General features: G+C 58.3%; 20 protein-coding genes. 11 read left to right on the forward strand and 9 right to left on the reverse strand.

Annotated elements, in window-relative coordinates; genetic code table 11:
- Positions 1-84: 84 nt before the first annotated feature.
- The 6 genes from QZT71_RS04455 to QZT71_RS04480 are packed head-to-tail and all read right to left on the reverse strand — an operon-like array spanning position 85 to position 4,785.
- The gene (locus QZT71_RS04455) at positions 85-954 is read right to left on the reverse strand and encodes a radical SAM protein (RefSeq protein ID WP_295913031.1); all 870 of its coding nucleotides are present in this window, start codon (positions 952-954) and stop codon (positions 85-87) included.
- 6 nt (positions 955-960) lie between these two features.
- Positions 961-1,461, reverse strand: a complete 501-nt coding sequence (locus QZT71_RS04460; RefSeq protein WP_295913034.1) for a prolyl-tRNA synthetase associated domain-containing protein — start codon at positions 1,459-1,461, stop codon at positions 961-963.
- 12 nt (positions 1,462-1,473) lie between these two features.
- Complete coding sequence (locus QZT71_RS04465; protein WP_295913036.1) at positions 1,474-2,511, reverse strand: glycosyltransferase family 2 protein; 1,038 nt, start codon at positions 2,509-2,511, stop codon at positions 1,474-1,476.
- Positions 2,511-3,452, reverse strand: coding sequence for an NAD(P)-dependent oxidoreductase (locus QZT71_RS04470; protein ID WP_295913037.1), 942 nt, complete (start codon positions 3,450-3,452; stop codon positions 2,511-2,513). Before QZT71_RS04470 ends, QZT71_RS04465 begins: the two co-directional genes overlap by 1 nt.
- Before the next feature lie 24 nt (positions 3,453-3,476).
- A complete protein-coding gene (locus QZT71_RS04475) occupies positions 3,477-4,199 on the reverse strand; it encodes a tRNA threonylcarbamoyladenosine dehydratase (RefSeq protein ID WP_295913039.1) in 723 nt (240 codons plus the stop codon).
- Positions 4,192-4,785, reverse strand: a complete 594-nt coding sequence (locus QZT71_RS04480; protein ID WP_295913041.1) for a TatD family hydrolase — start codon at positions 4,783-4,785, stop codon at positions 4,192-4,194. Before QZT71_RS04480 ends, QZT71_RS04475 begins: the two co-directional genes overlap by 8 nt.
- A gap of 174 nt (positions 4,786-4,959) precedes the next feature.
- Here QZT71_RS04480 and QZT71_RS04485 point away from each other — a divergent pair, with 174 nt between their 5' ends.
- The 7 genes from QZT71_RS04485 to QZT71_RS04515 all read left to right on the forward strand — a co-directional run bounded on the left by QZT71_RS04485 (position 4,960) and on the right by QZT71_RS04515 (position 13,668).
- Positions 4,960-6,315 carry a Na(+)-translocating NADH-quinone reductase subunit A gene (locus QZT71_RS04485; protein ID WP_295913043.1) on the forward strand — a complete coding sequence of 452 codons (1,356 nt, stop codon included), beginning with the start codon at positions 4,960-4,962 and terminating at the stop codon, positions 6,313-6,315.
- A gap of 2 nt (positions 6,316-6,317) precedes the next feature.
- Entirely contained in the window at positions 6,318-7,466 is a 1,149-nt protein-coding gene (locus tag QZT71_RS04490; protein ID WP_295913046.1) for an NADH:ubiquinone reductase (Na(+)-transporting) subunit B, read from the forward strand.
- 8 nt (positions 7,467-7,474) lie between these two features.
- A complete protein-coding gene (gene nqrC, locus QZT71_RS04495; protein WP_295913049.1) occupies positions 7,475-8,344 on the forward strand; it encodes an NADH:ubiquinone reductase (Na(+)-transporting) subunit C in 870 nt (289 codons plus the stop codon).
- Between the two features lies 1 nt (position 8,345).
- Positions 8,346-8,993, forward strand: coding sequence for an NADH:ubiquinone reductase (Na(+)-transporting) subunit D (locus QZT71_RS04500; protein ID WP_295913177.1), 648 nt, complete (start codon positions 8,346-8,348; stop codon positions 8,991-8,993).
- An 11-nt stretch (positions 8,994-9,004) separates the two neighbouring features.
- Entirely contained in the window at positions 9,005-9,625 is a 621-nt protein-coding gene (gene nqrE, locus QZT71_RS04505) for an NADH:ubiquinone reductase (Na(+)-transporting) subunit E (RefSeq protein WP_295913053.1), read from the forward strand.
- A 24-nt stretch (positions 9,626-9,649) separates the two neighbouring features.
- On the forward strand, positions 9,650-10,912 hold the full coding sequence (gene nqrF, locus QZT71_RS04510; RefSeq protein ID WP_295913055.1) for an NADH:ubiquinone reductase (Na(+)-transporting) subunit F: 1,263 nt from the start codon (positions 9,650-9,652) through the stop codon (positions 10,910-10,912).
- Positions 10,913-11,451: 539 nt separating this feature from the next.
- Positions 11,452-13,668 (forward strand): sodium-translocating pyrophosphatase, encoded by a 2,217-nt coding sequence (locus QZT71_RS04515; protein ID WP_295913058.1) that lies wholly within the window; start codon positions 11,452-11,454, stop codon positions 13,666-13,668.
- Between the two features lie 74 nt (positions 13,669-13,742).
- Here QZT71_RS04515 and QZT71_RS04520 read toward each other — a convergent pair whose 3' ends face one another.
- Positions 13,743-14,786, reverse strand: coding sequence for a DUF2776 family protein (locus tag QZT71_RS04520; protein ID WP_295913060.1), 1,044 nt, complete (start codon positions 14,784-14,786; stop codon positions 13,743-13,745).
- A 69-nt stretch (positions 14,787-14,855) separates the two neighbouring features.
- On the opposite strand from QZT71_RS04520, the gene QZT71_RS04525 reads away from it, so the two are divergent.
- Positions 14,856-15,452 carry an HAD family phosphatase gene (locus QZT71_RS04525; RefSeq protein ID WP_295913062.1) on the forward strand — a complete coding sequence of 199 codons (597 nt, stop codon included), beginning with the start codon at positions 14,856-14,858 and terminating at the stop codon, positions 15,450-15,452.
- Positions 15,453-15,594: 142 nt separating this feature from the next.
- Here the strand turns inward: QZT71_RS04525 and QZT71_RS04530 are convergent, their stop codons facing one another.
- Together QZT71_RS04530 and QZT71_RS04535 are read right to left on the reverse strand one after the other, a co-directional pair.
- Positions 15,595-18,177 (reverse strand): hypothetical protein, encoded by a 2,583-nt coding sequence (locus QZT71_RS04530; RefSeq protein WP_295913064.1) that lies wholly within the window; start codon positions 18,175-18,177, stop codon positions 15,595-15,597.
- Positions 18,178-18,196: 19 nt separating this feature from the next.
- Positions 18,197-20,935 (reverse strand): carboxypeptidase-like regulatory domain-containing protein, encoded by a 2,739-nt coding sequence (locus QZT71_RS04535; RefSeq protein ID WP_295913067.1) that lies wholly within the window; start codon positions 20,933-20,935, stop codon positions 18,197-18,199.
- Positions 20,936-21,385: 450 nt separating this feature from the next.
- On the opposite strand from QZT71_RS04535, the gene QZT71_RS04540 reads away from it, so the two are divergent.
- The 3 genes from QZT71_RS04540 to mscL all read left to right on the forward strand — a co-directional run bounded on the left by QZT71_RS04540 (position 21,386) and on the right by mscL (position 25,058).
- Positions 21,386-22,459 carry an AI-2E family transporter gene (locus QZT71_RS04540; RefSeq protein WP_295913071.1) on the forward strand — a complete coding sequence of 358 codons (1,074 nt, stop codon included), beginning with the start codon at positions 21,386-21,388 and terminating at the stop codon, positions 22,457-22,459.
- 142 nt (positions 22,460-22,601) lie between these two features.
- Entirely contained in the window at positions 22,602-24,455 is a 1,854-nt protein-coding gene (locus QZT71_RS04545) for a biotin/lipoyl-containing protein (RefSeq protein ID WP_295913074.1), read from the forward strand.
- 120 nt (positions 24,456-24,575) lie between these two features.
- Positions 24,576-25,058, forward strand: a complete 483-nt coding sequence (gene mscL / locus QZT71_RS04550) for a large-conductance mechanosensitive channel protein MscL (RefSeq protein ID WP_295913077.1) — start codon at positions 24,576-24,578, stop codon at positions 25,056-25,058.
- Positions 25,059-25,071 lie beyond the last annotated feature (13 nt).

Here is a 25,071-nt window from a genome sequence, read left to right on the forward strand (position 1 = left end):
ATTATCCGTCGTGGCGGGACGGGATGGCAGGCCGCCTCCTGCAGTCCGGATTCTTGCACGAGGCGGTCGTACAGGCGGTTTCCGTCAGAACAGCGATTGCTGTCCGGAGTGCGGCGGCGCGTAAAACCGCATCCGGGTGTCGAGTCCCAGTTTCGCGCACAGGTTCCGGAACGTGTCGTCCAGCTTCCGGTAGTTCGGGCTGAAGCACTCGTAGCGCTGGCCGAAACTGGCTTCGTAGCGGGCCCGCAGTGCGGGGAACTCTCGGTCGAGGGCCGTGTGGAAATGCTCCCGCGAGCCGCTGCGGAGTGTCATGCCGAACATGGGGAGGATATACGATGCTCCCGCGTCTTTTGCCCGCCGGACGATTGTTTCGACGTTTTCCTGCGTGTCGTTGATGAAAGGCAGCAGCGGCATGAGCGTGACCCCTGTGTAGATGCCCTTGCCCGCCAGCGCTTCCATCGCCCGGAAACGCTCCGAGCTTTTCGGGGCGCGGGGTTCCGTGCGGACGGCGAGCGAATCGTCCGCGCAGGTAATGGTAAAACTCACCGCGGCGTAGGTTTTCGCTATCTCCTGCAGGATGTCCGCGTCGCGTTCGACCAGATTGCTTTTGGTGATGACGTGCGCCGGGAACTTTTCGTCGGCGATTACCCGGAGCGCCCGGCGGGTCAGCTGTATTTCACGTTCGACGGGCATGTAGGGGTCGTTCATCGACCCCGTGCCGATTGTGGCGCGGTTTTTCCGTTTGGCGCGCAGCTCTCCGGGCAGCAGTTCCAGCGCATTGCGCTTGACGGCTATCTGCGCTATATCCCCGATTCCGTAACAGTCGCTGCGCGTGTCGCAGTAGATGCATCCGTGCTGGCATCCGCGGTACAGGTTCATGTTGTAGGCGATGCCGAACCACGTATCTGCCGTCCGCAGTTTCGAGAGTATCGATTTCGTTTCGATATACCGCATGGCGAATCAGTACAATTCGATGAATTCGTACGAATTGCCTACAGCCGCAAGGTAGCGCAGGAACTCTTCGCGGGCGATGACCACCGTGGCGCGGTTGTCGTTGGGGTGGAACGAGAATGCGGGTAAGCGCTGCAGGTTGGCGTCGAGGAACAGGTGCACGTGCCGCTCCGGGTCGTTGATTAGCCCGAACGGCGACACCGAGCCGGGCCGCAGCCCGAGCCAGCGTTCCATGCGCTGCTCCGAAGCGAACGACAATTTGCCCTGCCGTAGGCGGTGTTCCAAATCGTGGATGGCGAGGTTCTGCTCGCAGTCGAACGAAACGAGGTAGTGGCGGTTGCCCTTGTGGTTGCGGAAAAAGAGGTTTTTGCAGTGCTTCGACCCGTCGTCGTGCCAGTATCGGCGCGCGATTTCGATGGTTGGGGCTTCGGGATGCTCGTACCACGTGTAGGCGATGCCGTGGCTGTCGAGCCAGTCGAAGACTTTCTGTCGGCGTTCTGTCGTTTCCATCGCGTTTATGATTCAATAGCGGATGCGGCGCCCGTTGACGTGCCGGATAAAATGACGCAACCGGATAAGCAGGTGGGGCAGCAGGTGCAGTGCTTCGGGGAGTGCGAGGTACATCCGGAGCGTCTTTTTCCCGACAATGGGGTGGCACATCAGCCGTTCGTTGTAATAGTTGTTGAAAAGTTCCCGGTGGCGGGCCAACTCACGGCGTACGGCCCGGCTGTCGGCCGCATTGCCCGTGCTGGCAGATCGCGCCAGGTTCATGAAGCCGTGTTCGCAGTAAATTTCGGACAGGAACTCCCGGTCCGTGATTCCGAACCGTGCGGCCAACGCTTGCTGCCGTGCGAGTATCAGCACTCCTGCGCGGCGGGTTTCGGCCGAGGGCTGCCGGCGCTGCGAGAGCGATTTGCCGTCGGGACAGACCTGATAACGGTAGTGAGTTCCCGACCGCAGGATCAGCCGTCTGACGTGACTCAAGTAATCGAGAACGAAGACCAGGTCTTCGCAGATTGATAGTTCGGTGTCGAAACGGAGCGAATGTCGGCGAATCATGCGCAGCGAAAACAGTTTGCAGTAAGTCCATCCGGCGCGCAGCAGCCTGTGGCGGACGATTGTTCCGGCCAGGTCGGTGCTGTCGGTGTCAGGGTAGTCGCAATATTCGGCCCGGTACTGCCCGATGTAATCGATGGCGACGCCCTGGCAGACCAGCATGTCGTCGTCGGGTAGCGGCGTGCGGAAAAACGTCGCCAGGTAATCCGGGTCTACCCGGTCGTCGCTGTCCATGAACGCGACGAAACGGCTGTCTGCGAGCTCGAGTCCCTTGTTGCGGGCTGCGGAAACGCCTCTGTGGGGCAGGCGTACGACCTTTATGCGCGCATTGCGGCATGCGTATTCGTCGCCGATGGCAGCGGTCGTGTCGGTAGAACCGTCGTCCATCAGCAGTACGTTGAAATCCGTGAACGTCTGGGCCAGCAAGTCGTCGAGGCACGTCCGGATGCACTCCGACGCGTTGTATGCGGGGACGATCAGCGTCAGTTGCGGGGTGGAGGCCATTATTTCAGGGGACGGAATGTTTCGATGTTTTCGACGATGCAGCCCACCAGCACGTCGATGGCCTCGCGCGGCGACCATGCGTTATGGGGCGAGAGCAGCAGGCGGTCGGGCTCGCGGATGCCCAGCAGCGGGCTGTCCCCGGCCAGCGGCTCGCGTGAGAATACGTCGAGGGCGGCTCCTGCTATCGAGCCCCTGTCGAGTGCCTCGGCCAGCGCCGTTTCGTCGACGATGCCGCCGCGGGCGACGTTTATGAGGATGGCCGACTGTTTCATGACGGCCAGCTCCGGAGCCCCGAGCATCCCGCGCGTGCGGTCGGTGAGCGGGGCATGAATCGAAATGATGTCGGCCCAGCCGAGCAGCTCCGTGAGCGGCAGGGCGGGGTAGGCTTCCTCGCGTACGACGCCCGAGGTCGAGTTGTAACTCACCTCGCAGCCGAATGCCGCGGCCAGCCGTGCCACCTCATGGCCGATGGCGCCGAGGCCGACGATACCCCATTTCGAACCGTACAGCTGGTGGGTGGGTTTTGCGAAATGGAATTGCTGTCCCGCCGCGGAGTAGTCGCCGCTTTTGACATAGCGGTCGTAATAACTGATATGGCGGAAAAGGGCTATGGCTGCACCTATCGTGGTTTCTGCCACGGAGTGCGTCGAGTAGCCTGCGGCGTTCTTCACCGCGATACCCAGTTCGGCCGCCGCGTCGAGGTCGATGTTGTTCGTACCGGTCGCCGCTACGCAAATCAGCCGCAGTTCGGGCAGTGCGGCGAGCGTTTCGCGGCGCAGGACGACCTTGTTGGTGATGACGATGTCGGCTTCGCGGCAGCGGTCGATGACCTCTTCGGGGGCCGTTTTGTTATAACCCGTGTATTCGCCCAGGGCGCGAATACGGCTCAAATCGGCCCCTCCGAGTGTGTACTCGTCCAGAAATACGATGGTTGGTTTCATAGGGATATGGTTTAGAGTTTGTTGCTAATTCATTTCACCGATCAGGCCGCGGATTACGACCGAGGCGCAGCCGATGCCGAACAGAGCCGGAATGTAGGAAATCGTGCCGACGTTCGATTTCTTGTTTTGTTCTTCGCAGAGAATCATCGCCCCGTCGCGCATCGGCTCGGGGGAGAACACGGCCCGAAAGCCGCTGCGCACGCCGATTTTGTGCAGCCGCTTGCGCAGCATGTGCGCCAGGGGGCAGTGGTGGGTCTTCGAGATGTCGGCGATTTCCATTTTCGTGGGGTCTGTCTTGGCCCCGGCGCCCATCGAGCTGACCAGGGGCAGCGAGCGGTCCAGCGCCCCTTTTATCAGCGCCAGCTTGGGCGAGAGGGTGTCGATGGCGTCCACTACGTAGTCGTACTGTGCCGCGTCGAGCAGCGTATAGGTCTCTTCGTCCTTTATGTACCGGTTGACGACTGTCAGTTCGATTTCGGGGTTGATGTCGCGCAGCCGTTCGGCCAGCACTTCGGCCTTCTGGCGGCCGACGGTCGAGTGCAGGGCCACCAGCTGGCGGTTGATGTTGCTCGGGGCCACGGCGTCGGCGTCGGCGATGGTCATGCGTCCTACGCCCGCCCGGGCTATCATCTCGGCTGCATAGGCCCCGACACCGCCCAGCCCGACGACGAGCACGTGCGCCTGCCGGAGCAGGCCGAGTTTTTCCTTGCCGAGCAGCAACTCGGTTCGTTCCAGCCAGTTATCCATTGTTCATGGTGAATATTCGTTCGTAATTCTCTGTCGTCGCCCGTTTCAAATCCCCGACGGTGACCCCTTTGGCGGCTGCCGCTTGGGCGTAAACCGCTTCGATTGGAATGTCGCTGTCGTCGGTTTCGAGAAAAAGCTGCGTGAGGGGCGTTTCCCGCATGGCAGCCAATGTCCTGGGCGAGGCGAACGTGCGTTCGCCGAACGAGAGGAAGTAACCTTTCGCCAGAGCCCGCCGGGCCTGCTCGCGCGATCCGATGAAACCGTGGAAAATCACCGCACGGGGTTCGCAGGCCGCCAGTTCGCGCATTACGGGCTCGAACGCCCTGACGCAGTGCAGCACGACGGGCATCCGCCGTTCGCATGCCAGAGCGAGCTGGGCGCGGAATGCCGCGAGCTGGGCGGCATGGTCGGCGCCGCGTGCGAAATCGAGGCCCGTTTCGCCGACTGCCTGCGCCTCGTCCAACTGTGGTGCGAGCGCCGCGACATCCTCTTTTCCGGCATCCCACGGATGGATGCCGGCCGTGCGTAATTCGATGCCGCGGCCCGTGGGGCGGTGGGTATGTATGTTGACGAATTGTTCGGTCATCGGGACAAATGTACAAATTTTAAGTAAATTAAAAAATAATAGATATTGCATACGGATTTTTGGGAAAAAATTTGTACTTTCGCACGCGAATTATGCTGTTAGCCTGCTAACACTATAAATCGACCCGAAATACAACCCAAAAATATCCAAACATAACAATCAAAATCTTTAACCATGTCGAAAATCATTACACTACGCAAGGGTCTCGACATCAATCTCCAGGGCAAACCCCAAGACACGCTGGCCGACGCGCCGCAGGCTTCGGAGTATGCCCTCTCGCCCCTCGATTTCGAGGGCGTGACTCCCAAGCTGCTGGTTAAGGTGGGCGATGCGGTGAAAGCCGGTACGCCGCTGTTCTTCAACAAGTACAGCGAGCGTGTGCTCTTCACCTCGCCCGTCAGCGGTACGGTGGCGGCCGTCAACCGCGGCGAGAAGCGCAAGGTTCTCTCCGTAACGGTAACGCCGGACGCCGTTCAGAGCTACGAGGAGTTCGCGAAGCCCGATCTTCGGACGGCTTCCCGCAAGGAGATTGTCGAACTGCTGCTCAAATCGGGCCTCTGGCCGATGATCATGCAGCGGCCCTACGGCATCATCGCCGACCCGAACGACACGCCGAGGGCGGTGTTCATCTCCGCGTTCGATTCGGCGCCGCTGGCCCCGGATTACAACTTTGTTCTTCGCGGCGAGCAGGAGAACCTCCAGACCGGTATCGAAGTGCTGCGCAAACTCACCCCGGGCAAAGTGCACCTCTCGGTGCGCGCCAAGGCCGAGGGGCAGATGGCGGCGCTCAAGGGTGTCGAGATGCACGCTTTCGCGGGCAAGCATCCCGTGGGCAACGTCGGCGTGCAGATTCACCACATCGCACCCGTCAACAAGGGCGAAGTCGTGTGGACGGTCAATATCCAGGACCTGGCCATCATCGGCCGCCTGTTCAACAAGGGCCGCGTCGACATGAGCAAAATCATTGCCGTGACGGGTTCGGAGGTCGAAAAACCGCAGTACTGCCGCATCGTTGCGGGCGCCAGGGTCGATTCGATCCTCAAGGGCAACGTCAAGGCGCAGAAGGAGGGCGATCGCGTGCGCATCATCTCGGGCAACGTGCTTACGGGTACGAAAACCGCGGCGGACGGCTTCATCGGCTTCTATGCCAACTCCCTGACGGTAATCCCCGAGGGCGACAAATACGAACTGCTGGGCTGGGCCATGCCCCGTTTCGGCAAGTTCTCCGTATCGCGCGCCTACTTCTCGTGGCTCTGCCCGAAGAAGGCTTACAACCTCGATACCAACATGAACGGCGGTGAGCGTCCGTTCGTCGTGACGGGCCTCTACGAGCGTTACCTGCCGATGGACATCTATCCGATGTACCTTCTGAAGGCGTGCCTTGCGGGCGACATCGACAAGATGGAGAACCTCGGTATCTACGAGGTCGTGGAGGAGGACTTCGCCCTGTGCGAGTTCGTCGATCCCTCGAAAATCGAGATTCAGCAAATCATCCGCGACGGTATTAACTTAATGATTAAGGAGGCATAACGATGAGCGCATTACGCAATTTAGTAGATAAGCTCAAGCCCACGTTCACCAAGGGTGGAAAGCTGGGCTTCCTGGAGTCGACGTTCGATGCGTTCGAAACGTTCCTTTTCGTGCCGAACACCACGACGCAGAAGGGCGCGCACATACGCGACTGCAACGATATGAAGCGTACGATGATTATGGTGGTCGTCGCCCTGATGCCGGCGCTTCTGTTCGGTTTCTATAACACGGGTTACATGCATTTCCTCTCGCAGGGCGTGCAGCCCGAATTCTGGGCCTCGCTCTGGTTCGGATTCCTCAAGGTGCTGCCCATTATCGTCGTTTCGTACGTCGTCGGCCTGGGCATCGAGTTCGCATTCGCACAGGCGCGCGGCCATGAGGTCAACGAGGGCTTCCTCGTAACGGGCCTGCTGATTCCGATGATTATGCCGGTGGACATTCCGCTGTGGATGGTCGCCCTGGGTACCGCTTTCTCGGTTATCTTCGGCAAGGAGGTATTCGGCGGTACGGGTATGAACGTCTTCAACCCGGCGCTGCTGGCGCGTGCTTTCGTCTTCTTCGCCTATACGCCCTCGATTTCGGGTGCTACGGTGTGGATTGCGGGGCTGACCTCCGGCGAAGGCGTGGTCGACGGTTTCTCGGGCGCTACGGCCCTCGAGAATTTGAGCACCTCGGGCCAGATGGGATACTCGGCGATGGACGCATTCCTCGGTTTCATCCCGGGATGTATCGGTGAAACTTCGACGCTGGCCATCCTGATCGGCGCGGCGATTCTCCTGTTCACGGGCGTCGCTTCGTGGCGCACGATGATTTCGGTATTCGTCGGCGGGCTGGCGATGGGCTACCTCTTCGAGGGCCTCGGCGTGACGACCTACCCGGCGTGGTACCACCTGATCGTCGGCGGCTTCGCGTTCGGTGCGGTCTTTATGGCCACCGACCCCGTTACTTCGGCGCAGACCGCTACGGGACAGTATATCGTGGGCCTGCTGACCGGTGCGCTGGCCGTGCTGATTCGTGTGGTCAACCCGGCTTATCCCGAAGGCATGATGCTCGCCATCCTCTTCATGAATGCGCTGGCGCCGCTGGTGGACTACTACGTGGTCGAGGCGAATATCGCGCGCAGGAAGAAACGTGTTAAACTGGCAAAATAGGGGAGAATATGGCAACGAAAAAATTCAAATGCACAGTTTGCGGCTACATCCATGAGGGCAATGCCGCACCCGAGAAATGCCCGGTCTGCATGGCTCCCGCTTCGGCGTTTGTCGAACTGAAAGACGAAAAGAAGAAAGGGTTGTTCAGCGACAAGAACGGCAATGCCTATATTATAATGTACTCGACGGTGATGGTCGTTATCGTGGCGGCCCTGCTTGCCGTGGCGGCCCTGTCGCTCCAGTCGCGCCAGTATGCCAACGAACTGAACGAGAAGAAACAGTCGATTCTCTCGTCGCTGTCGGCACAGAACGAGAACTACGATACCTTCATCGATGCTTACGTGCTCGACGCCGACGGCAACAAGGTCGAGGGTGAGGATGTTTTCGAACTGCTCAAGGATCTACAGGGCGCGTTCGACAGCGGTAAATACCCCGTTTTCGAGGCCAAGGACGGCCGCGTCGTGATTCCGGTAACCGGTTCGGGACTCTGGGGCCCTGTCTGGGGCTACGTGGCGCTCGAAAAGGATATGGACACGGTAGCCGGCATCATCATGGCCCACAAGGGTGAAACCCCGGGTCTGGGCGCCGAAATCGCCACGCCGAAATACCAGTCGAAATTCGTCGGCAAGAAGATTTTCGACGGCGACGAGTTCGTATCCGTAAAACTCCGCAAGGGCGGGGCACAGGATCCCGAGCACGAGGTCGATGCCATTTCGGGCGGTACGAAGACTTCGGACGGCGTCACGGCGATGCTCTACAACAGCCTCCGGAACTATCTGCCGCTGCTCGTGGCCAAACGCGAACCGGCCCCGGCCGACGTGGTGGAGACCCCTGCCGGGAATGAGTCTAACGAAGAAAATGTAGAAAACAATGAGTAAGATGGAAAAAGAGCCTTTGTTTTCGGCTAAAAACAGGAAGTTCCTGACGGGGCCGTTCTCCGCGAACAACCCGGTCATCGTGCAGATATTGGGTATCTGTTCGGCGCTGGCTGTCACCGTGCAGCTCAAGCCCGCCATCGTCATGGCGCTGTCCGTGACGGTCGTGACGGGATTTGCCAACCTCGTGATGTCGCTGCTGCGCAACGGCGTGCCCTCGCGCATCCGCATCATCGTGCAGCTGGTGGTTATCGCCGCGCTGGTAATCCTCGTCGACCAGGTGCTCAAGGCCTATGTATACGAGGTGTCGAAGCAGCTGTCGGTGTACGTCGGCCTGATTATCACGAACTGTATCGTCATGGGCCGCATCGAGGCGTTCGCGCTGGCCAACAAGCCGTGGGCGTCGTTTCTCGACGGTATCGGCAACGGCCTCGGCTACGGATTGATTCTCGTGATCGTGGCATTCTTCCGCGAGCTCTTCGGCTCGGGCACGCTCTACGGGTTCCGCGTCATTCCCGAGAGTTGGTATGCTGCCGAAGGCGGTTTCTACTTCAACAACGGCCTGATGCTCTTCCCGCCGATGGCGCTGATTATCGTGGGCTGCATCATCTGGGTACACCGCTCGCGCAACAAGGATTTACAGGAAAAATAGGAGGGTAGCGTATGGAATCATTGAATATCTTTATCCGGTCGATTTTTATCGACAACATGGTCTTTGCGTTCTTCTTCGGCATGTGTTCCTACATTGCCGTTTCGAAGAGCGTCAAAACGGCCCTCGGCCTGGGCGCCGCCGTTACGTTCGTGATGGTGATGACCGTGCCGCTGAACTATCTCTTGTATGAATTCGTGCTCAAGGCAGGCGCCCTTTCGTGGGCCGGGCTTCCGGATGTCGACTTGAGTTTCCTGTCGTTCATCGTCTTCATCGCCACCATCGCCGCTTTCGTGCAGCTGGTGGAGATGGCCGTCGAGAAATTTTCGCCGACGCTGTACAGCCAGCTGGGTATTTTCTTGCCGCTGATTGCCGTGAACTGCGCCATCATGGGCGGATCGCTTTTCATGCAGCAGAAAGTCGACGCGCTGGAACTGACGTCGCTCTGGCAGACGATCGTCTACGGCCTGGGCTCGGGTCTGGGCTGGTGGCTGGCGATTGTCATGATGGCGGCCATCCGCGAAAAGACCGCCTATTCGCATATCCCTGCGGCGCTCAAAGGCCCCGGTATCGCTTTCATCATCACCGGCCTGATGGGTATCGCATTCATGATCTTCTCGGGTATTCAGTTCTAACCTTTAAAAAGAGATTCGGAAAAAATGGAATTGACTATTATAGTTGCAATCATTGCCTTTCTGGTGGTGACCCTGGTTCTGGTGGGGTTGCTTCTCTTTGCAAAGGCTAAACTGACCTCGTCGGGCGAAGTCACCATCGATATCAACGACGGCGAAAAGGTCATTACGACCGAGAGCGGCTCGACCCTGCTGTCGACACTGGCCAACAACAAGGTGTTCCTGCCTTCGGCCTGCGGCGGCGGCGGTTCGTGCGGTATGTGCAAATGCCAGGTGCTCGAGGGCGGCGGCGACATCCTGCCGACGGAAACGGGCTTTATCCCGCGTAAGATGGCCAAGGAGCACTGGCGCCTGGGTTGCCAGGTGAAAGTGAAGGAGAACCTCAAAATCAAGGTTCCCGAAGCCGTGCTGGGCGTCAAGAAGTGGGAGTGCACCGTGGTGTCGAACCGCAATATCTCGACGTTCCTCAAGGAGTTCGTCGTGAAGCTGCCCGAGGGCGAGAACCTCAAGTTCCGCAGCGGCGGCTACATCCAGATCGACATCCCGAAGTACGATGCCATCAAGTTCACGGACATGGACATCGATCAGACGTACCGCGCCGACTGGGACAAGTTCAAAATGTGGGATCTGGTTACGACCAACCCCGAGGATACGTTCCGTGCCTATTCGATGGCCAACCACCCGGCCGAGGGCAATATCATCATGCTCAACATCCGTATCGCCACGCCTCCGTTCGACAAGGCTACGGGCGGCTTCATGAAAGTGAACCCGGGGATTTGCTCGTCGTACATTTTCTCGCGCAAGCCGGGTGACAAGGTGACCATCTCGGGCCCTTACGGCGAGTTCTTCCTGCCGGACAACCTGCCCGACACGCAGGAGCTGATTTTCATCGGCGGCGGTGCCGGTATGGCGCCCATGCGCAGCCACATCATGCACCTGTTCAAGACCGAGAAGACCCGACGTCCCGTGTCGTTCTGGTACGGCGCACGCGCCATGAAGGAGGCTCCCTACCTCGACGAGTTCCATGCGATTGAGAAAGATTTCCCCAACTTCAAGTTCAACCTCGCGCTCGACCGTCCCGACCCGGAGGCCGATGCCGCAGGCGTGAAGTATACCCCGGGCTTCGTGCACAACGTGCTGTATGAGAATTACCTGAAAAACCACCAGGCTCCCGAGGACTGCATTTACCTTATGTGCGGTCCCCCGATGATGATTGCATCGGTGGTGAAGATGCTCGACAGCCTCGGCGTGCCGCCCGAGAACATTCTCTACGACAACTTCGGCAGTTAGCGGATGCAATGATTCGCAAAACGCCGCAGGCGTATAAAAAGGGAGGGGAAACCGGATTCGTCCGTGTATCCCCTCCTTTTTTATTGTTTCGCAGGAATGTGGGGGGCATTGTTGTGCGGCGAAATCGCTGTGCGGTTATCGCAGGCTGCGGGCGGGCGATGAGAGGTAACTTCGGCCGCTGTGGTTTGGCTTCGCTCTTCCGCGGGATTGCGGTTTACGGCAGGGTGCCAGCCGCAGTTACGGAGAGCAAGAGGGCAAATTGCCCGGCTCCGAACAGCGGGGCGGCGGGAACCGGACATACGAACAGGGGCCTGGTGCGCGCGTGCACCGCTGCAAGTATACGGTTGCTTCCGATTTTGCAGGGCTTCCTTGTACGGTCGAGTGCGTTCCGGCCGGAAACGCCCGTTTCCCGGCCGGGACGCACTGCATTGCGACGCCGCGGATTATTTGTGACATACATCGGGCCGTCCGGAAGAATAATTTTTCGGATAATTACCTATATTTGTATATACAACCGATTAAAAACTAATTCTATTGAAATGAACATTCCTTCGATTTTCTGGATCGTTCCCGCAGCTTCGGTCGTGGCCCTTTTGGTGGCCTGGATGTTTTACCGGGCGATGAAGCGCGAGGACGAGGGGACGCCGCGCATGCGCGAAATCGCCCGGCATGTGCGCAAGGGCGCCATGGCCTACCTGCGCCAGCAGTACAAGGTCGTGAGCATCGTGTTTATCGTGCTGGCACTCTTCTTCGCCTACCTGGCGTACGGCGCCGGGGTACAAAACCCCTGGGTGCCTTTCGCATTTCTCACGGGCGGATTCTTCTCGGGCCTCGCCGGGTATTTCGGCATGAAGACCGCTACCTACGCCTCGGCGCGTACAGCCAATGCCGCTCGGCAGTCGCTTGACCGCGGCCTGAAAGTCGCGTTCCGCAGCGGCGCCGTGATGGGCCTGGTGGTCGTCGGCCTGGGACTTCTGGATATTTCGTTCTGGTACGTCATCCTCGAATACTTCGTGGATGCCGCCGGCCCGCAGAAACTCGTCGTCATAACCACGACCATGCTGACATTCGGCATGGGCGCTTCGACGCAGGCGCTCTTCGCACGTGTCGGGGGCGGTATCTACACCAAGGCGGCCGATGTGGGCGCCGACCTCGTAGGCAAGGTCGAAGCCGGTATTCCCGAGGACGACCCGCGCAATCCCGCGACCATCGCCGACAATGTGGGCGACAACGTGGGCGATGTGGCCGGTATGGGTGCCGACCTTTACGAGAGCTATTGCGGCTCGGTGCTCGCCACGGCGGCGCTCGGCGCAGCGGCTTTCGCTACGGTCGACGGCATGGCGATGCAATTGCGTGCCGTGCTGGCGCCGATGCTGATTGCGGCCGTGGGCATCGTGCTTTCTATTATCGGCATCTTCCTCGTGCGTACGAAGGAGGGGGCTACGATGCGCCAGCTGCTCCGCTCGCTGGGCGTGGGCGTCAATTTCAGCTCGCTGCTGATTGCCGTCGCGACGTTCGGCATCCTTTACCTGCTGGGTATCGAAAACTGGGTCGGGCTGTCGTGCTCGGTCATCACGGGCCTCGTGGCGGGTATCATCATCGGCCAGGCGACCGAATATTTCACATCGCACTCCTACAAGCCGACGCAGAAAATCGCCGGAAGCGCCCAGACGGGGCCTGCGACCGTGATTATCGCGGGCGTCGGATCGGGCATGATTTCCACGGCGATTCCCGTCGTGACAATCGGTGCGGCGATTATCCTCGCCTACCTTTGCGCCATCGGCTTCGACATGGCCAATATCATGGCGCCGCAGAATATGTCGCTGGGCCTTTACGGCATCGGTATCGCTGCGGTCGGCATGCTTTCGACGCTCGGTATCACACTCGCCACGGACGCTTACGGCCCGATTGCCGACAATGCCGGCGGCAATGCCGAGATGAGCGGCCTCGGCCCCGAGGTGCGCAAACGCACCGACGCGCTGGATGCACTGGGCAATACGACCGCCGCCACGGGTAAGGGCTTCGCCATCGGTTCCGCAGCGCTGACGGCCCTTGCGCTGCTGGCCTCGTATATTGAGGAGATTCGCATCGGCCTGATGCATAACGGCGTGACGATGCTCGATTTGCCCAACGGCACCGCGCAGCTGGTGCAGGATGCTTCGATTCTCGATTTCATGGAGTATTACCACGTGTCGCTGATGAACCCGACGGTGCTGATAGGCGTGTTTATCGGCGCCATGATGTCGTTCCTGTTCTGCGGCCTGACGATGAATGCCGTGGGGCGTGCTGCCCAGAGCATGGTGAACGAAGTGCGCCGCCAGTTCCGTGAAATCAAGGGGATTCTTACGGGCGAGGGGACGCCCGACTATGCGCGCTGTGTCGAGATTTCGACACGCGGTGCACAGCGCGAGATGATGTTCCCGAGCCTGCTGGCCATCGTCGTTCCCGTTGCCGTAGGACTGGTGTTCGGCGTAGCGGGCGTCATGGGGCTGCTTGTCGGGGGATTGAGCTCCGGCTTCGTGCTGGCCGTGTTCATGGCCAATGCGGGCGGTGCGTGGGACAATGCCAAAAAGATGGTCGAGGAGGGCCATTTCGGCGGCAAGGGTTCCGACTGCCACAAAGCTACCGTCGTGGGCGATACGGTGGGCGACCCGTTCAAGGATACGTCGGGCCCTTCGCTCAACATCCTTATCAAACTGATGTCGATGGTTTCCATCGTCATGGCCGGCCTTACGGTGGCTTTCCACCTGTTCTGACACTGCGAAGAACCGAATACAATAATAAAAGCCACCCATCAGGGGTGGCTTTTATTATTGCTGTGCCGCTGCGGTTATTTTTTGCTCGCGCCGCTTTCCAGAATCGACACGATGGAGTAGAGCGTGAAGCAGATGGCCCCGAATCCGGTAAGCACGCGCGCCGGGACGAAGAATTTGGCTTCGAACAGCGCCGCTTCGAAGAGGAATGCCGCGAGGAAGAGGCAGGCCAGCGCCGTGAGCACCGGAATGATCGGAATGCGGTTCGCCAGCGGAAAGTCGGCGTGCCAGATTTTTGCCAGCAGGATAACCTTGCTCGAGATACTCCAGCATATTAACGCCAGGCCGATCAGCACGAAACCCACGAAATTGATTGTTTCGCCCCGGAGGGTGAAAATAAGTATCAGACCCAGCACGAAAGCCAGTCCGCCCATGCAGAGTACGAGGCCCATCCAGCTGCGGCGTTCTTTCATCGTGTAATTGCCGCGCACCTGTCGTGCGATGCTCGCGACCAGGGCGATGAGCGAAGTGCAGACGCAGGCGATGCCGAACATGACACTGCCCGCGACGATATGTGCCGGGAGGGTTCCGAGCGTGTAGAGCAGGATGCACCATACCCAGGCTCCGGCGGCTATGGCCGAAACGATGAAGATGAGCAGGGCATTCTCACCGTGCGTGAAGCCTGCCGCGTTGATGGAGAACGTGCTGTCGGCCGAGTTCTTGGGAATCAGGCTGAAACGGGTCGAGGAGGTTGCGGCCGTCGAGACGCAGGCCGTGATAAGCCCGAGTCCGCAGACGACATGCCCGGTGACGAACGAGCCGGTCATGTGCGACGAGATGATGAACACCCCGCAGATGACCGTGATGATGGCGAATGTGTACCCGATGGCCGGAAAGAGGTATTTTGCCGCCGGGGTGTAGGTGCCGATAATCTGGCGGATGATGGTTGCGGCCGTGCAGTAGAGCGCGATGCAGATCGAGCCGAGGAAAAAGACGACCGGGCCTGCGGTCAGCCGCGAGGGGTCGCTGCCGGCAGCGAAAATATAGGCGCCGAAGCCGAAACAGAAGGCCGCCATTGCCAGGGGAATGGCGCGGAAGAGAATGCTTATGCCATGATTCATAATCGGTATTTTTGTTATGCGCCAGCCTGCAAATCCCGAACCAAACGAAAAATTGCCTATCTTTGGGGCATGGAAAATATTGTTTTCGACCTCGGCGGGGTGCTTTTCGCCCGCGACAGGAGTAAATGCACGCAGGAATTCCACGACTTTTTCAGCTTTATCCGTTCGGAACGGATGCCCCTCTTCTGGGAGGCGTACGACCGCGGTAGCTCTACGCTCGACGAGGTTGTCGGCATCCTCTCGGAAATCAACGGCTGCCCGCGTGAAAAGTGCGAGCGTTACCTGCGCCTTTCCATCGACATGCAGGAGCCCGTCGTGCCGACCGAGCAGCTCGTCCGCGATTTGAAAACCGCCGGATACAAGCTCTACGTGCTGTCGAACATGTCGCGGGAATTTATCGCATTCCTGCGCCGTTTTCCCGTTTACGGTCTTTTCGACGGCGAAGTGGTTTCCTGCGAGGAGGGCGTGGTGAAACCCGAACCGGAAATCTACCGGATTCTGCTCGACCGTTACGGACTCGAGCCGTCCGAAACCCTCTTTATCGACGACCGGCCTGAAAATATCGCGGCTGCCGCACGTTTCGGCATCGGCGGCAAGGTTTTCGACCACCATGACCCCGCCGCTACGTGCGACGAACTGCGGCGGATGCTGCTGCCTGCGAAATAGGGTAGTGCCCCGAAACCCCGTACGGCCGGCTGGCGATTGCCGCGGGGCGCCTGTAAAAACCATACGAGTTATAAATCCGTGCGAAACGAAAGGCCGGAACTCCTTCGGGAGTTCCGGCCTTTGCCGTCGTTGCATGTTTCGTTTAGAGTGCGTCGAACGATACGAACTCGAATTCGGGGTTGCCGACTACCTTGTACACCAACTTGTGCGTCGGTGCCGAGATGTTGGTGCCCTGATAAACGCCGACATGGATGGTGTAGGTGACATCCACGCCGCTGACTACCTTGGCGTCCGGATTGAGTACTTCCAGCACTTTGGCGAATACTTCGATCGTGTGCTGTTTCATGGCCTCGACGATTTGGGCGTCATCCATGCCGGCATAGCCGTCGGCGAACTGCGCGCGGGCTTCGGCGGCACGCCAGTCGAGGTTGCCCTGGTAAGCGGAGGCGCCGGTGTAATACTCGTTGTTGCCGTAGGAGGTGACGTACTTGGCTCCGTCGGTCACGTTATCCTTGACCCAATCCACGCAAGCCTGGTAATAGAGCGTCGAGAGTTCCTGGTTCTTGCCCGGGGGCAGGATGATGGTTACGCTCGGATCCCAAACCCACTTGCCGTTGCTCTTCACGAACTGGTCGGTCTGCTCTATGATACCGTTGTTGCGGCTCCACTGCGAGCCGTCGTAGACGTATTCGTCGGCCCGGAGTACCGTGGCTTTCTCCCCGGCGTCGTAGAAGTTGTAAGCTACGAAGACCTTGTCCTCGGCCTGTGCATAAGGCTTGTTTATTTTGAGGAATGCCGGGAGGTAGTTCTCGGGAGCGTTCGTGGCGCTGAAATCCGACTGCAGGCCCATCGCCTTGTAGTCTGCCGGCTGGAGGGTGATCACCTCTTTCACGGGAGCCCAGGCGTTGTTTTCATAGGCATAGAGCGCGTTGCGCGTTTCCGTGTCATAAGACGTTGCAGTCTCCACCGAGAGTACGACGGTCGTAACATAGCCTTTCGAGGTGTTGCTGCCGATCAGGTATCCCGTCACGACCACGTTCTTGCCGGCGAGTTTCTTGATTGTCGCCTCCTGGTCTGCGAGCGGGTAGGAGAGGCTGCCGTAAACGGTCTTGGAACCTTCGATGTTATGCACTTCGTAGTAGCTTCCGTTGATCGAGAGCGTTCCGGCATATTTCACATACTCGTAGCAGGGGAGTGTGAGGTACCCTTCCAGAGCCGGGCCATCCACTTCCGCCACGGCAGGACGTACGGCGTCGATGTCGTCGACCTTGCCCGTCGTCTTGACAGTGGCGCCCTGTTTGAACTGGGACATCGAGTAGCGGATTTCCGTGTCGCCCGAAACCTCCACGATGTCGCCGATACCGACCGTGGGAGTGGCGTTCTGATAGACGGTCATCGTAGCCGTGCCGTCGTTCATCAGGAAACCCTTGTTATAGGTTGCAACGACTACGCCCTTGCCGGTGTAAGTGCCGGCCTTGGAGGCAGCGACGCCCAGCGGCGTGACAGGCGTGGTGCCCGCTTCCGCAACCGACGTGCAGATGATGCCGAAATACTTGTTTTTGGCGTTGATGGAAATCAAATAGCCGGAAACCTGCACTTCCTTACCGTCGTATTTGCTCAACTCCAGCGCCTCGAACGGATTGGTGAAACTTGCTTTCAGGGCGTCAGCGGCTGCACCCTTGATAGCCACGTTGTAGAAGTTGCCGCTTTTCTCGACGGTACCCGTGAAAGTGAGGTAGGAATAGGGATCGTAAGCCGTGGCGTCGCCCTCGACAGCGGGGAACTTGGCCGGGATGTTGGCGGCTGTGATCGTGGTGGCCTCGGTCGGATATGCAAAGACGTCTGCGCGGGGTTTCACCATCTTGAGCACCAGGTCGGTATTGTTGAACTGGGGAACGTCGTAATTTTTGCGGGTGGTTCCCGTAATCAGAATCTCGTCGCCCAAAGCGAAATCGGTGATTTTTCCCGTGTATACCAGGATTTCGCCCGTAGCGTCTTTGACGAGCAGGCCTTTGGCATAGGTTGCTGTCACGGTCGCCTGCGAGGTGAAGACCGTGGTGTTGTCGAGCGTCAAATCTGCGATGTTCGTAACCGTTGCCACGGCGTCCGACAGAGGCGAACGCTGTGCGCTCATCATTGCGGGAGCCGCATCCGTTTCCGGTTCACCGTCATAATAGGTATATGTAACCATCGCCATGTCGCCGGCCTGGGGCTCGGTGATTGTTTTGGCCAGAATCCCCGGTACGTAATCTTCCGCGGGTTTGGAGGGGGTGAAGAATTTCACTGTTCCGTCTTCCCATGCGGCCTTGTAGTCGTCGGCCTTGAGTGTATACTCCGTGGCGGCCTGGATGGCCGTAAGTTCCTCCGGCAAGTCGGTTGCGACGTTGGAGGTCACTTTGATTGACGAGGTGTTGTCGGCCGTGGGGTAGGTGCTGGCAAGGAATGCAGGAATGTATTTTGCAGCGGTAATCGTCTGCGTGAAATACTTGTTCTTGCCGAAAGCTGCGAGCGCGTCCTTGTCCTCGTCGCCGGCCAGGGCCTTGTTGGCGCTGTTGCCTGCGATTGCCGTGTAGTCGGCGTCGGTGAGTGTGAATTCGAGGGTTTTGACGTCTGTCGCGACGGTGCCGTCCTGCAGGCCGTCGAAATTATCGTCGTTGTAATCGCAGCCCCCCCCCACGAACATCATGGCCAGAACTGCTGTAACTGTCAATATATGCTTCTTCATAAGTTATTCGTTTGAGGGATTAGAAGTTGATTTTGAGTCTTACGTTAAACGTGCGTCCGAAAGCGTAGAACACGCCGTAGGCCGACTGCCAGTTGGCGGGGCCGTTTGCCGGTGTGTAGGCGTCGGTGATATACGTCTGGTCGAACATGTTGTTCAGGTTCGTGTAAATCGTCGCGCGCACGTTGCCGATTTTGAATCCGTAGCTGGCCGACAGGTCGAACTGGTTGCCCCACGGCATTACCCACGGGTCTACGACATTGTAGGGCGAGTTTGCCGTCAGCGAGCTGGCGTTGACCGTGTAGTCGGAGAAGTTACGTGCGAAAACCGTCCAGTCCACTCCCACGCGCAAACCGGCGAGCGGACGGAGCGTGAGGCCCAGCGATGCGGTCGTCTGTGCCGAACCGCCGACCTTGATGCCTTTCTGCTGCAGCATTACCCAGGCGTGATCCTCGGCCTGGATGCCCGAGGCGATGTTACCCTCCTTGACGTCGGCCAGCGGTTGTCCGGCCATGTCGTAGAAATAACCCTTGGCGTTGCTCGACCATTCCCAGTCGCCGTAGGAGAGCATGCCGTTTATCTCAAGCCAGCGGTTCAGGGTGCTCGTGAAGTCGAACTCGATACCCATGTGGCGTGCGTCTACGCCCGAGAGGTTGAGGTAGTAACGCTCGCCGGCGCGTGCCGACTGTTCGCTGAAGGTACCCGTACGGCTCATCGTCTTGTCCATCCAGTTGGTGTAGTAGGCGTTGACGTTGGCCGAGAAGTAACGCGAATGGAAGCCGTAGCCGACCTCCGCCGAGAAGACCTTCTCATTGGTCGCGTCGGGGTTGATGGCGTGGCTGTTCTGGCTGTTGAGGAATACGCCGTAGGAGAAGAAAGGCGCACGGCTGATGTAGCCGACGTTGGCGAAGATGTTCGATTTCGCGGTGACGTTGTAGTTGATACCGGCTTTTGCCGTGCCGCCGAGGTAGTTCTTGTGTTCCGACTCGGCGTGCTCGGCGTCGTAGTAGAAGCGGTCGTAACGCCAGTAGCCCGTGTTGGAGAGTGAACCCGAAACGAACGCGGTGATCTTCTCTTTGCTGTATTCGAGCTGTCCGAAGATGCCCTCCTGATGCACGTGGCCGTCGTAGTCGCGGTAGATTACGTCGCCGACGCCGAGTTTCTCGTATTTGTAGTCGGGGTTCGCAGCCGCCTTGTTATTCTCGGGGAGTACCTGGCCGCGGTAGCGGGTGTCGGTATAGTACTTACCGTTGTAGAGGTCGCAGATTTCGGCCGTATGGTGTCCGACGTAGTAGCGGAAGTCGACGCCTGCCGTGAGTTCGAGGTGTTTGCCGATCTGGTTGGTGTAGGTCGAGAGCAGGCCGTACCATTCGTGGTCGTTCTTGTTCTTGGCCATGACCATGTTCGAACCGTGGTCGCTCTGTTCGTTCATCTCCTGAATCTGGTCGTAGGCGAACGTGCCGTCAGCATTGCGGTAGGTTGTCGCGAGCACGCCGTTGTTTGCGCCGTACCAGTCGTTGTAATAGGAGTGTCCTCCCCACGAAATACCCTCTCCGCGGTAACCGTAGCCGCGTCCGATCGACATGTAGAGGGCCGTCGAGAGGGCCGACTTGTGGTCGATCTGCCACTGGTGGTTGAGCGAAATCTGGGGTTTGTGGTAGGAGTTGTAGGACGAAGTCTTGCGCTCGCCGTTTTTCCCGTATCCGAACGTCGGGTTGTAACGATAGGGACTTTTGCCTTTCATGTAATTGGCCACCTGCTGATAGCCTTCGATCGAAAGGCCGCTGAGGTTGTTGGGACGCTGGTAGTGGTCCTGGGGCGAGCCGAAAGCGGTCAGCGACAGCTGATGGCGGTCGTTGATGCGTTTCGATACGTTGATGAACCAGTTGTAGGCCTCGTAGTCCGTACCCTGCACGTAGCCGTCGGCCCAGCGTTTGGCGCCCATAACCGACATGGCCCATCCGTTTTTCGTAAGACCGGTCGAAATGCTGAAAGAGATATTGTAAAGTCCGTCGTTACCCACGCCGAACGAGGCTGTGCCGCCCTTTTTTGCGTCGATGGTGTTGGTGACGATGTTAATCGAACCTCCGACCGAAGGCGCTGCGACTTTCGCCGCGCCCAGACCGCGCTGCACCTGCATGCTGCGCGTCACGTCGGCAAGGCCGGCCCAGTTCGACCAGTAGACGTTGCCGCCTTCCATGTCGTTCATCGGAACACCGTTGACCATGACGGCAACGTTTTCGCTCTTGAAACCGCGCAGCTTGGTGCTGGCGTCGCCGTAACCGCCGCCCGATTTGGTCGAGTAGATGCCCGGAGTCGATTTGAGGACTTCGGGGAACTCCTGACCGCCGAGTTTGTACTCGATGTCTGCCGCCGAAATGGTCGAAACGGCAACCGGGGTCTTGCGGGCCACGGCGATGGACGAAGTGATGACTACGTCGTCCATTGTCACGGCATCGGGAACCATGGTGATGACGCCCAGGCTGGTTTTGCCGCCTTTAATCTCTTTGGTCTGCGTGACATAGCCGATATAGGAGATTTCAATGGCCTTGGCCGGTTCGGTAACCTTTAGCGAGAAGTTGCCGCTCATGTCCGTTCCGGCGCCCTGCGACGTTCCGGGAACGATGATCGTCGCGCCGATCAGCGGAGCTCCGCTCTCATCTACGATTTTACCCGTGACTGTCGATTGCGCGACAGCGGCGGACACGCCGAAAAGAATCAAAGCGGCCGTCATGAGGAAATTTAGTAAATGTTTTCTCATACTTTTTTAATGGATTAGTAAATAAAATGGTGTATTTAATTTTGGTCGTTTCTGAAAATCGTCTTGCGGCGCGGGTGTCGGGAGTTGCCGTCCGCGGCGTGCCGGGCGGGGTTCACCGGATTGGAATGCCTGCCGGTACTTTTTCCGCACCCCGTATAAAGCCGCGAGGGATACTCCTCTTTTGAAATACCCCTCGTTCATTCGCACGAATACCGCCTTGCGGTAGTCCGAATCCGGTTCGCAAGCCTCCTCCCGCGGCGTTTTTACAGCGTCGGACGACGGCGGGACCCGTTATATTTATAAAATCAACCATATTTTTGCTTACACAAATGTAAATCAAATATTTCAGAGCCGCAATAGAACATTCGAAATTTTCCCTAAAAAAAATTCAACCCGCTGACCGTCGCCCGTTTAAGACTCCCGGCACGCTCCTTGCGCATTTGCCGCCGTATGCGAACTTTCAGGGAACAATACTGGCGTTATTCGCTTTTCGTGCTGATCCTCGGTCTGGGGATAGCGATTTTCGTCGAGCTGACCCCGTTTTTGGGCGGCCTGCTGGGAGCTGCGACGATTTATGTCCTGCTCCGGCGGCAGATGCATTACTTCACAGAGTGCCGCAAATGGCGGCGCAGCCTTGCCGCTTCGCTGCTTATGGTCGAGGCGGTGTTGTGTTTCCTCGTGCCGATTAGCCTGATTGTGTGGATGATTGTGAGCCAGGTGCAGGATATCACGCTCAAACCCGAATCGATTATTACGCCGCTGAAGCATATCGCGGCGCTGATGCACGAAAAGACCGGATACGACCTTTTGCAGGAGAACAACATATCGTCGCTGATCGCCGTAATTCCGAAACTGGGGCAGTGGGTGCTCGCCGGTATCGTGGATTTCGGCATCAACATCATCGTCCTGCTGTTCGTACTCTATTTCATGCTTATCGGGGGACGCAAAATGGAGGAGTATTGCCGCCAGTTGCTGCCTTTCGACCGCGAGGTCGGAAGCCGCGTCATGCGCGAAGTGCATATGATCGTGCGTTCGAATGCCATCGGGATTCCGCTTCTTGCCGTGGTGCAGGGCATCGTGGCCCTGGTCGGCTACCTGATTTTCGGTGCGCCGGGCGCGGTGTTCTGGGGTGTGATGACCTGCTTCGCGACGATTATCCCGATTTTCGGCACGGCGCTCGTGTGGCTGCCGCTGGCAGGGTATATGGCGCTCACAGGCGACTGGGGCCCGGCTATCGGGCTCGTGCTTTACGGGGCGCTCATCGTGACGCATGTGGACAATGTCGTGCGTTTCGTCATGCAGAAGAAGATGGCCGACACGCACCCCCTGGTGACGATATTCGGCGTTTTCGTCGGCCTGTCGCTTTTCGGGTTCATGGGCGTAATCTTCGGCCCGCTGATGCTCGAGATGTTCGTGTTCTGCGTCAACATCTTCAAGAAAAAGTACCTCGACGGCACGCCCTACCAGCGGCTCTTCGTGCCCGAAAGCGACATTGTGGAGAAGGGTGTAAGGCGCCTGCGGTGACGGTGCTTTTACGATAAGTAACCTGAATGGGCGTTTTTTGTGAAAATTTCCCGTAAAATAGTTGGAAATTCAAATTGTTTATTATCTTTGTTATTCGAATAACAGTAGAAAGAAGAATAAGAACCCTTAATTCAATATCACAATGGCAAGAAATCTCAAAATCAGAGATCTTACGTTGCGCGACGGACAGCAGTCCTCGTTCGCAACACGTATGAACCAGGCGCAGATCGACCGTTGTCTGCCGTTCTACAAGGATGCAAATTTCTATGCGATGGAGGTGTGGGGCGGCGCCGTGCCCGACTCCGTGATGCGTTACCTGAACGAGAACCCCTGGACGCGCCTCGAAACCATCTACAAAGCCGTCGGCAATGTTTCGAAACTCACGGCGCTTTCGCGCGGCCGTAACCTGTTCGGCTATTCGCCCTATCCCGACGACGTAATCGACGGTTTCTGCCGCAATTCGATTCAGAGCGGACTGGGCATCATGCGTATTTTCGATGCCCTGAACGACGTCGACAACGTGAAGTCCACAATCAAATATGTCAAGCAGTACGGCGGCATTGCCGACTGTGCGGTTTGCTATACGGTGGATCCCAAATATCCCGAGCAGGGATTCTTCGCCCGGCTGATGGGCAAGAAGAACCCGCAGCCCGTCTTTACGGACGAATATTTCCTCGATAAGGCCAAACAGATGGCCGCGCTGGGCGCCGATATGATTACCATCAAGGACATGTCGGGTCTGATTCCGCCGCGCCGTGTTGCTACGCTCGTGCGCCTGCTGAAGAAGAACCTTTCGATTCCCGTCGACTTCCACACCCACTGTACGCCCGGTTATGGCCTCGCTTCGGTGCTTTCGGCTATCATCGCCGGGGCCGACGTGGTCGATACCAACTGCTGGTATTTCGCCGAGGGAACGGGAGCTCCCGCCATCGAGCTGATTCACGTATTCTGCAAGAAGCTGGGCATCGATACCGGCGTGAACATGGAAGCCGTCGCGAAAATCAACACGCAGCTGCGCGAGATTCGCAAGGAGCTCAACCAGTCGGTGTTCGGCGTGGAAAAACCCGAACCCAAGGCGTTCAACCCGCTGACCGACACGCTGCCCGCCGAAATCGACGCGCTGTTCGACAAGGCTATCGAAGCGGCAAAGGCCGACGACGAAACCGCTACGATCGACGCCTGCCGCAAAATCGAGGCTTATTTCGGATTCCCGGCTCCCAACGAGTTGGTGCAGAAAGCCGAAATTCCGGGCGGTATGTATTCGAACATGGTCGCCCAGCTCAAACAGCTCAAGGCCGAGGACATCCTGCCCCGCGCCATGGAGCTGATTCCGTCGGTGCGTCTGGCTGCGGGCCTGCCGCCGCTGGTGACCCCGACTTCGCAGATTGTCGGCGCCCAGGCTGTGAACTGCGCCCTGGACGAAAAGGCCGGACGCCCGATGTACACCAACAAGAGCTCGCAGTTCGTGGGCCTGGTGAAAGGCGAGTACGGACACACGCCCGTGAAGATCGACCCCGAGTTCCGTTTCAAGATTTGCGGTGTGCGCGAGGAAACCCCGTACGATACGTCGAAATACCAGATGCAGCCCAACCCCGAACTTCCCGAGGCCGGGGGCGTGAAGCTCGCCGCCAACGAGAAAGAGGTGCTGCTGCTGGAGCTTTTCCCGCTGGTTGCCAAGAATTTCCTCACGGAGATGAAAGTCAAGGCCTATGCTGCAGCGAAACCTGCGGAAACCAAAGCCACGGAGAAGGCCCCCGAAGAGGCGAAGAAAGTAATCATTACGGGCAATACCGTGACGGCTCCGCTGCCGGGGCGTATCATCGATATCAAGGTCAAGGTCGGCGATACGGTCAAGGCCGGGGACGAAATCGCGGTTCTCGAAGCTATGAAGATGGAGAACTCCGTGACGACCGACTATGCGGGTACGGTAAAACAGATACTTGTGCAGCCCGGCGAGAACGTGGCTACCGACGCCGTGCTGGTCGAGATCGGGTAATCCCGTCCGGCATATTCATCCGAAGAAAGGGCGGCCGACAATGCGTCGGCCGCCCTTTCCCTTTAGAACTTGCGGAAAAATCGTTATATTTGCACCATCAACTAATTAAACCTTAATCCTATGGCTTTTTTCAAAGAATTCAAAGAGTTCGCCCTCAAAGGAAACGTAATGGACATGGCGGTCGGTGTGATTATCGGCGGCGCGTTCGGTAAAATCGTTTCGTCGCTGGTCAATGACATCCTGATGCCGCCGATCGGGGCGCTGATCGGCAATACCGATTTCTCGCAGTTGCGGCTCGATATTTCGAAAGTGCGCGACGTGGCTTCGAACGCCGTGCACAGCGTTGGCGACGCCGTAACGGGCGGAGGCGACAAGGTGGTGCAGGCTGCTGCGGAACCCGTCTACTGGAACTACGGTGCTTTCATCCAGCAGTGCATCGATTTCACCATCCTGGCTTTCTGCGTATTCATGATGGTCAAGCTGATGAACCGCCTGCTGAAAAAGAAGGAGGAGGCGCCTGCTCCGGCAGCAGAACCCGTACTCTCGAAAGAGGAGGTGCTGCTCACGGAGATTCGCGACCTGCTGAAAGAACAGAAGAAATAAGCGTGCGAACAAG

Source organism: uncultured Alistipes sp. (assembly GCF_902388705.1).
In the GTDB taxonomy this organism is placed as follows: Bacteria; Bacteroidota; Bacteroidia; order Bacteroidales; family Rikenellaceae; genus Alistipes.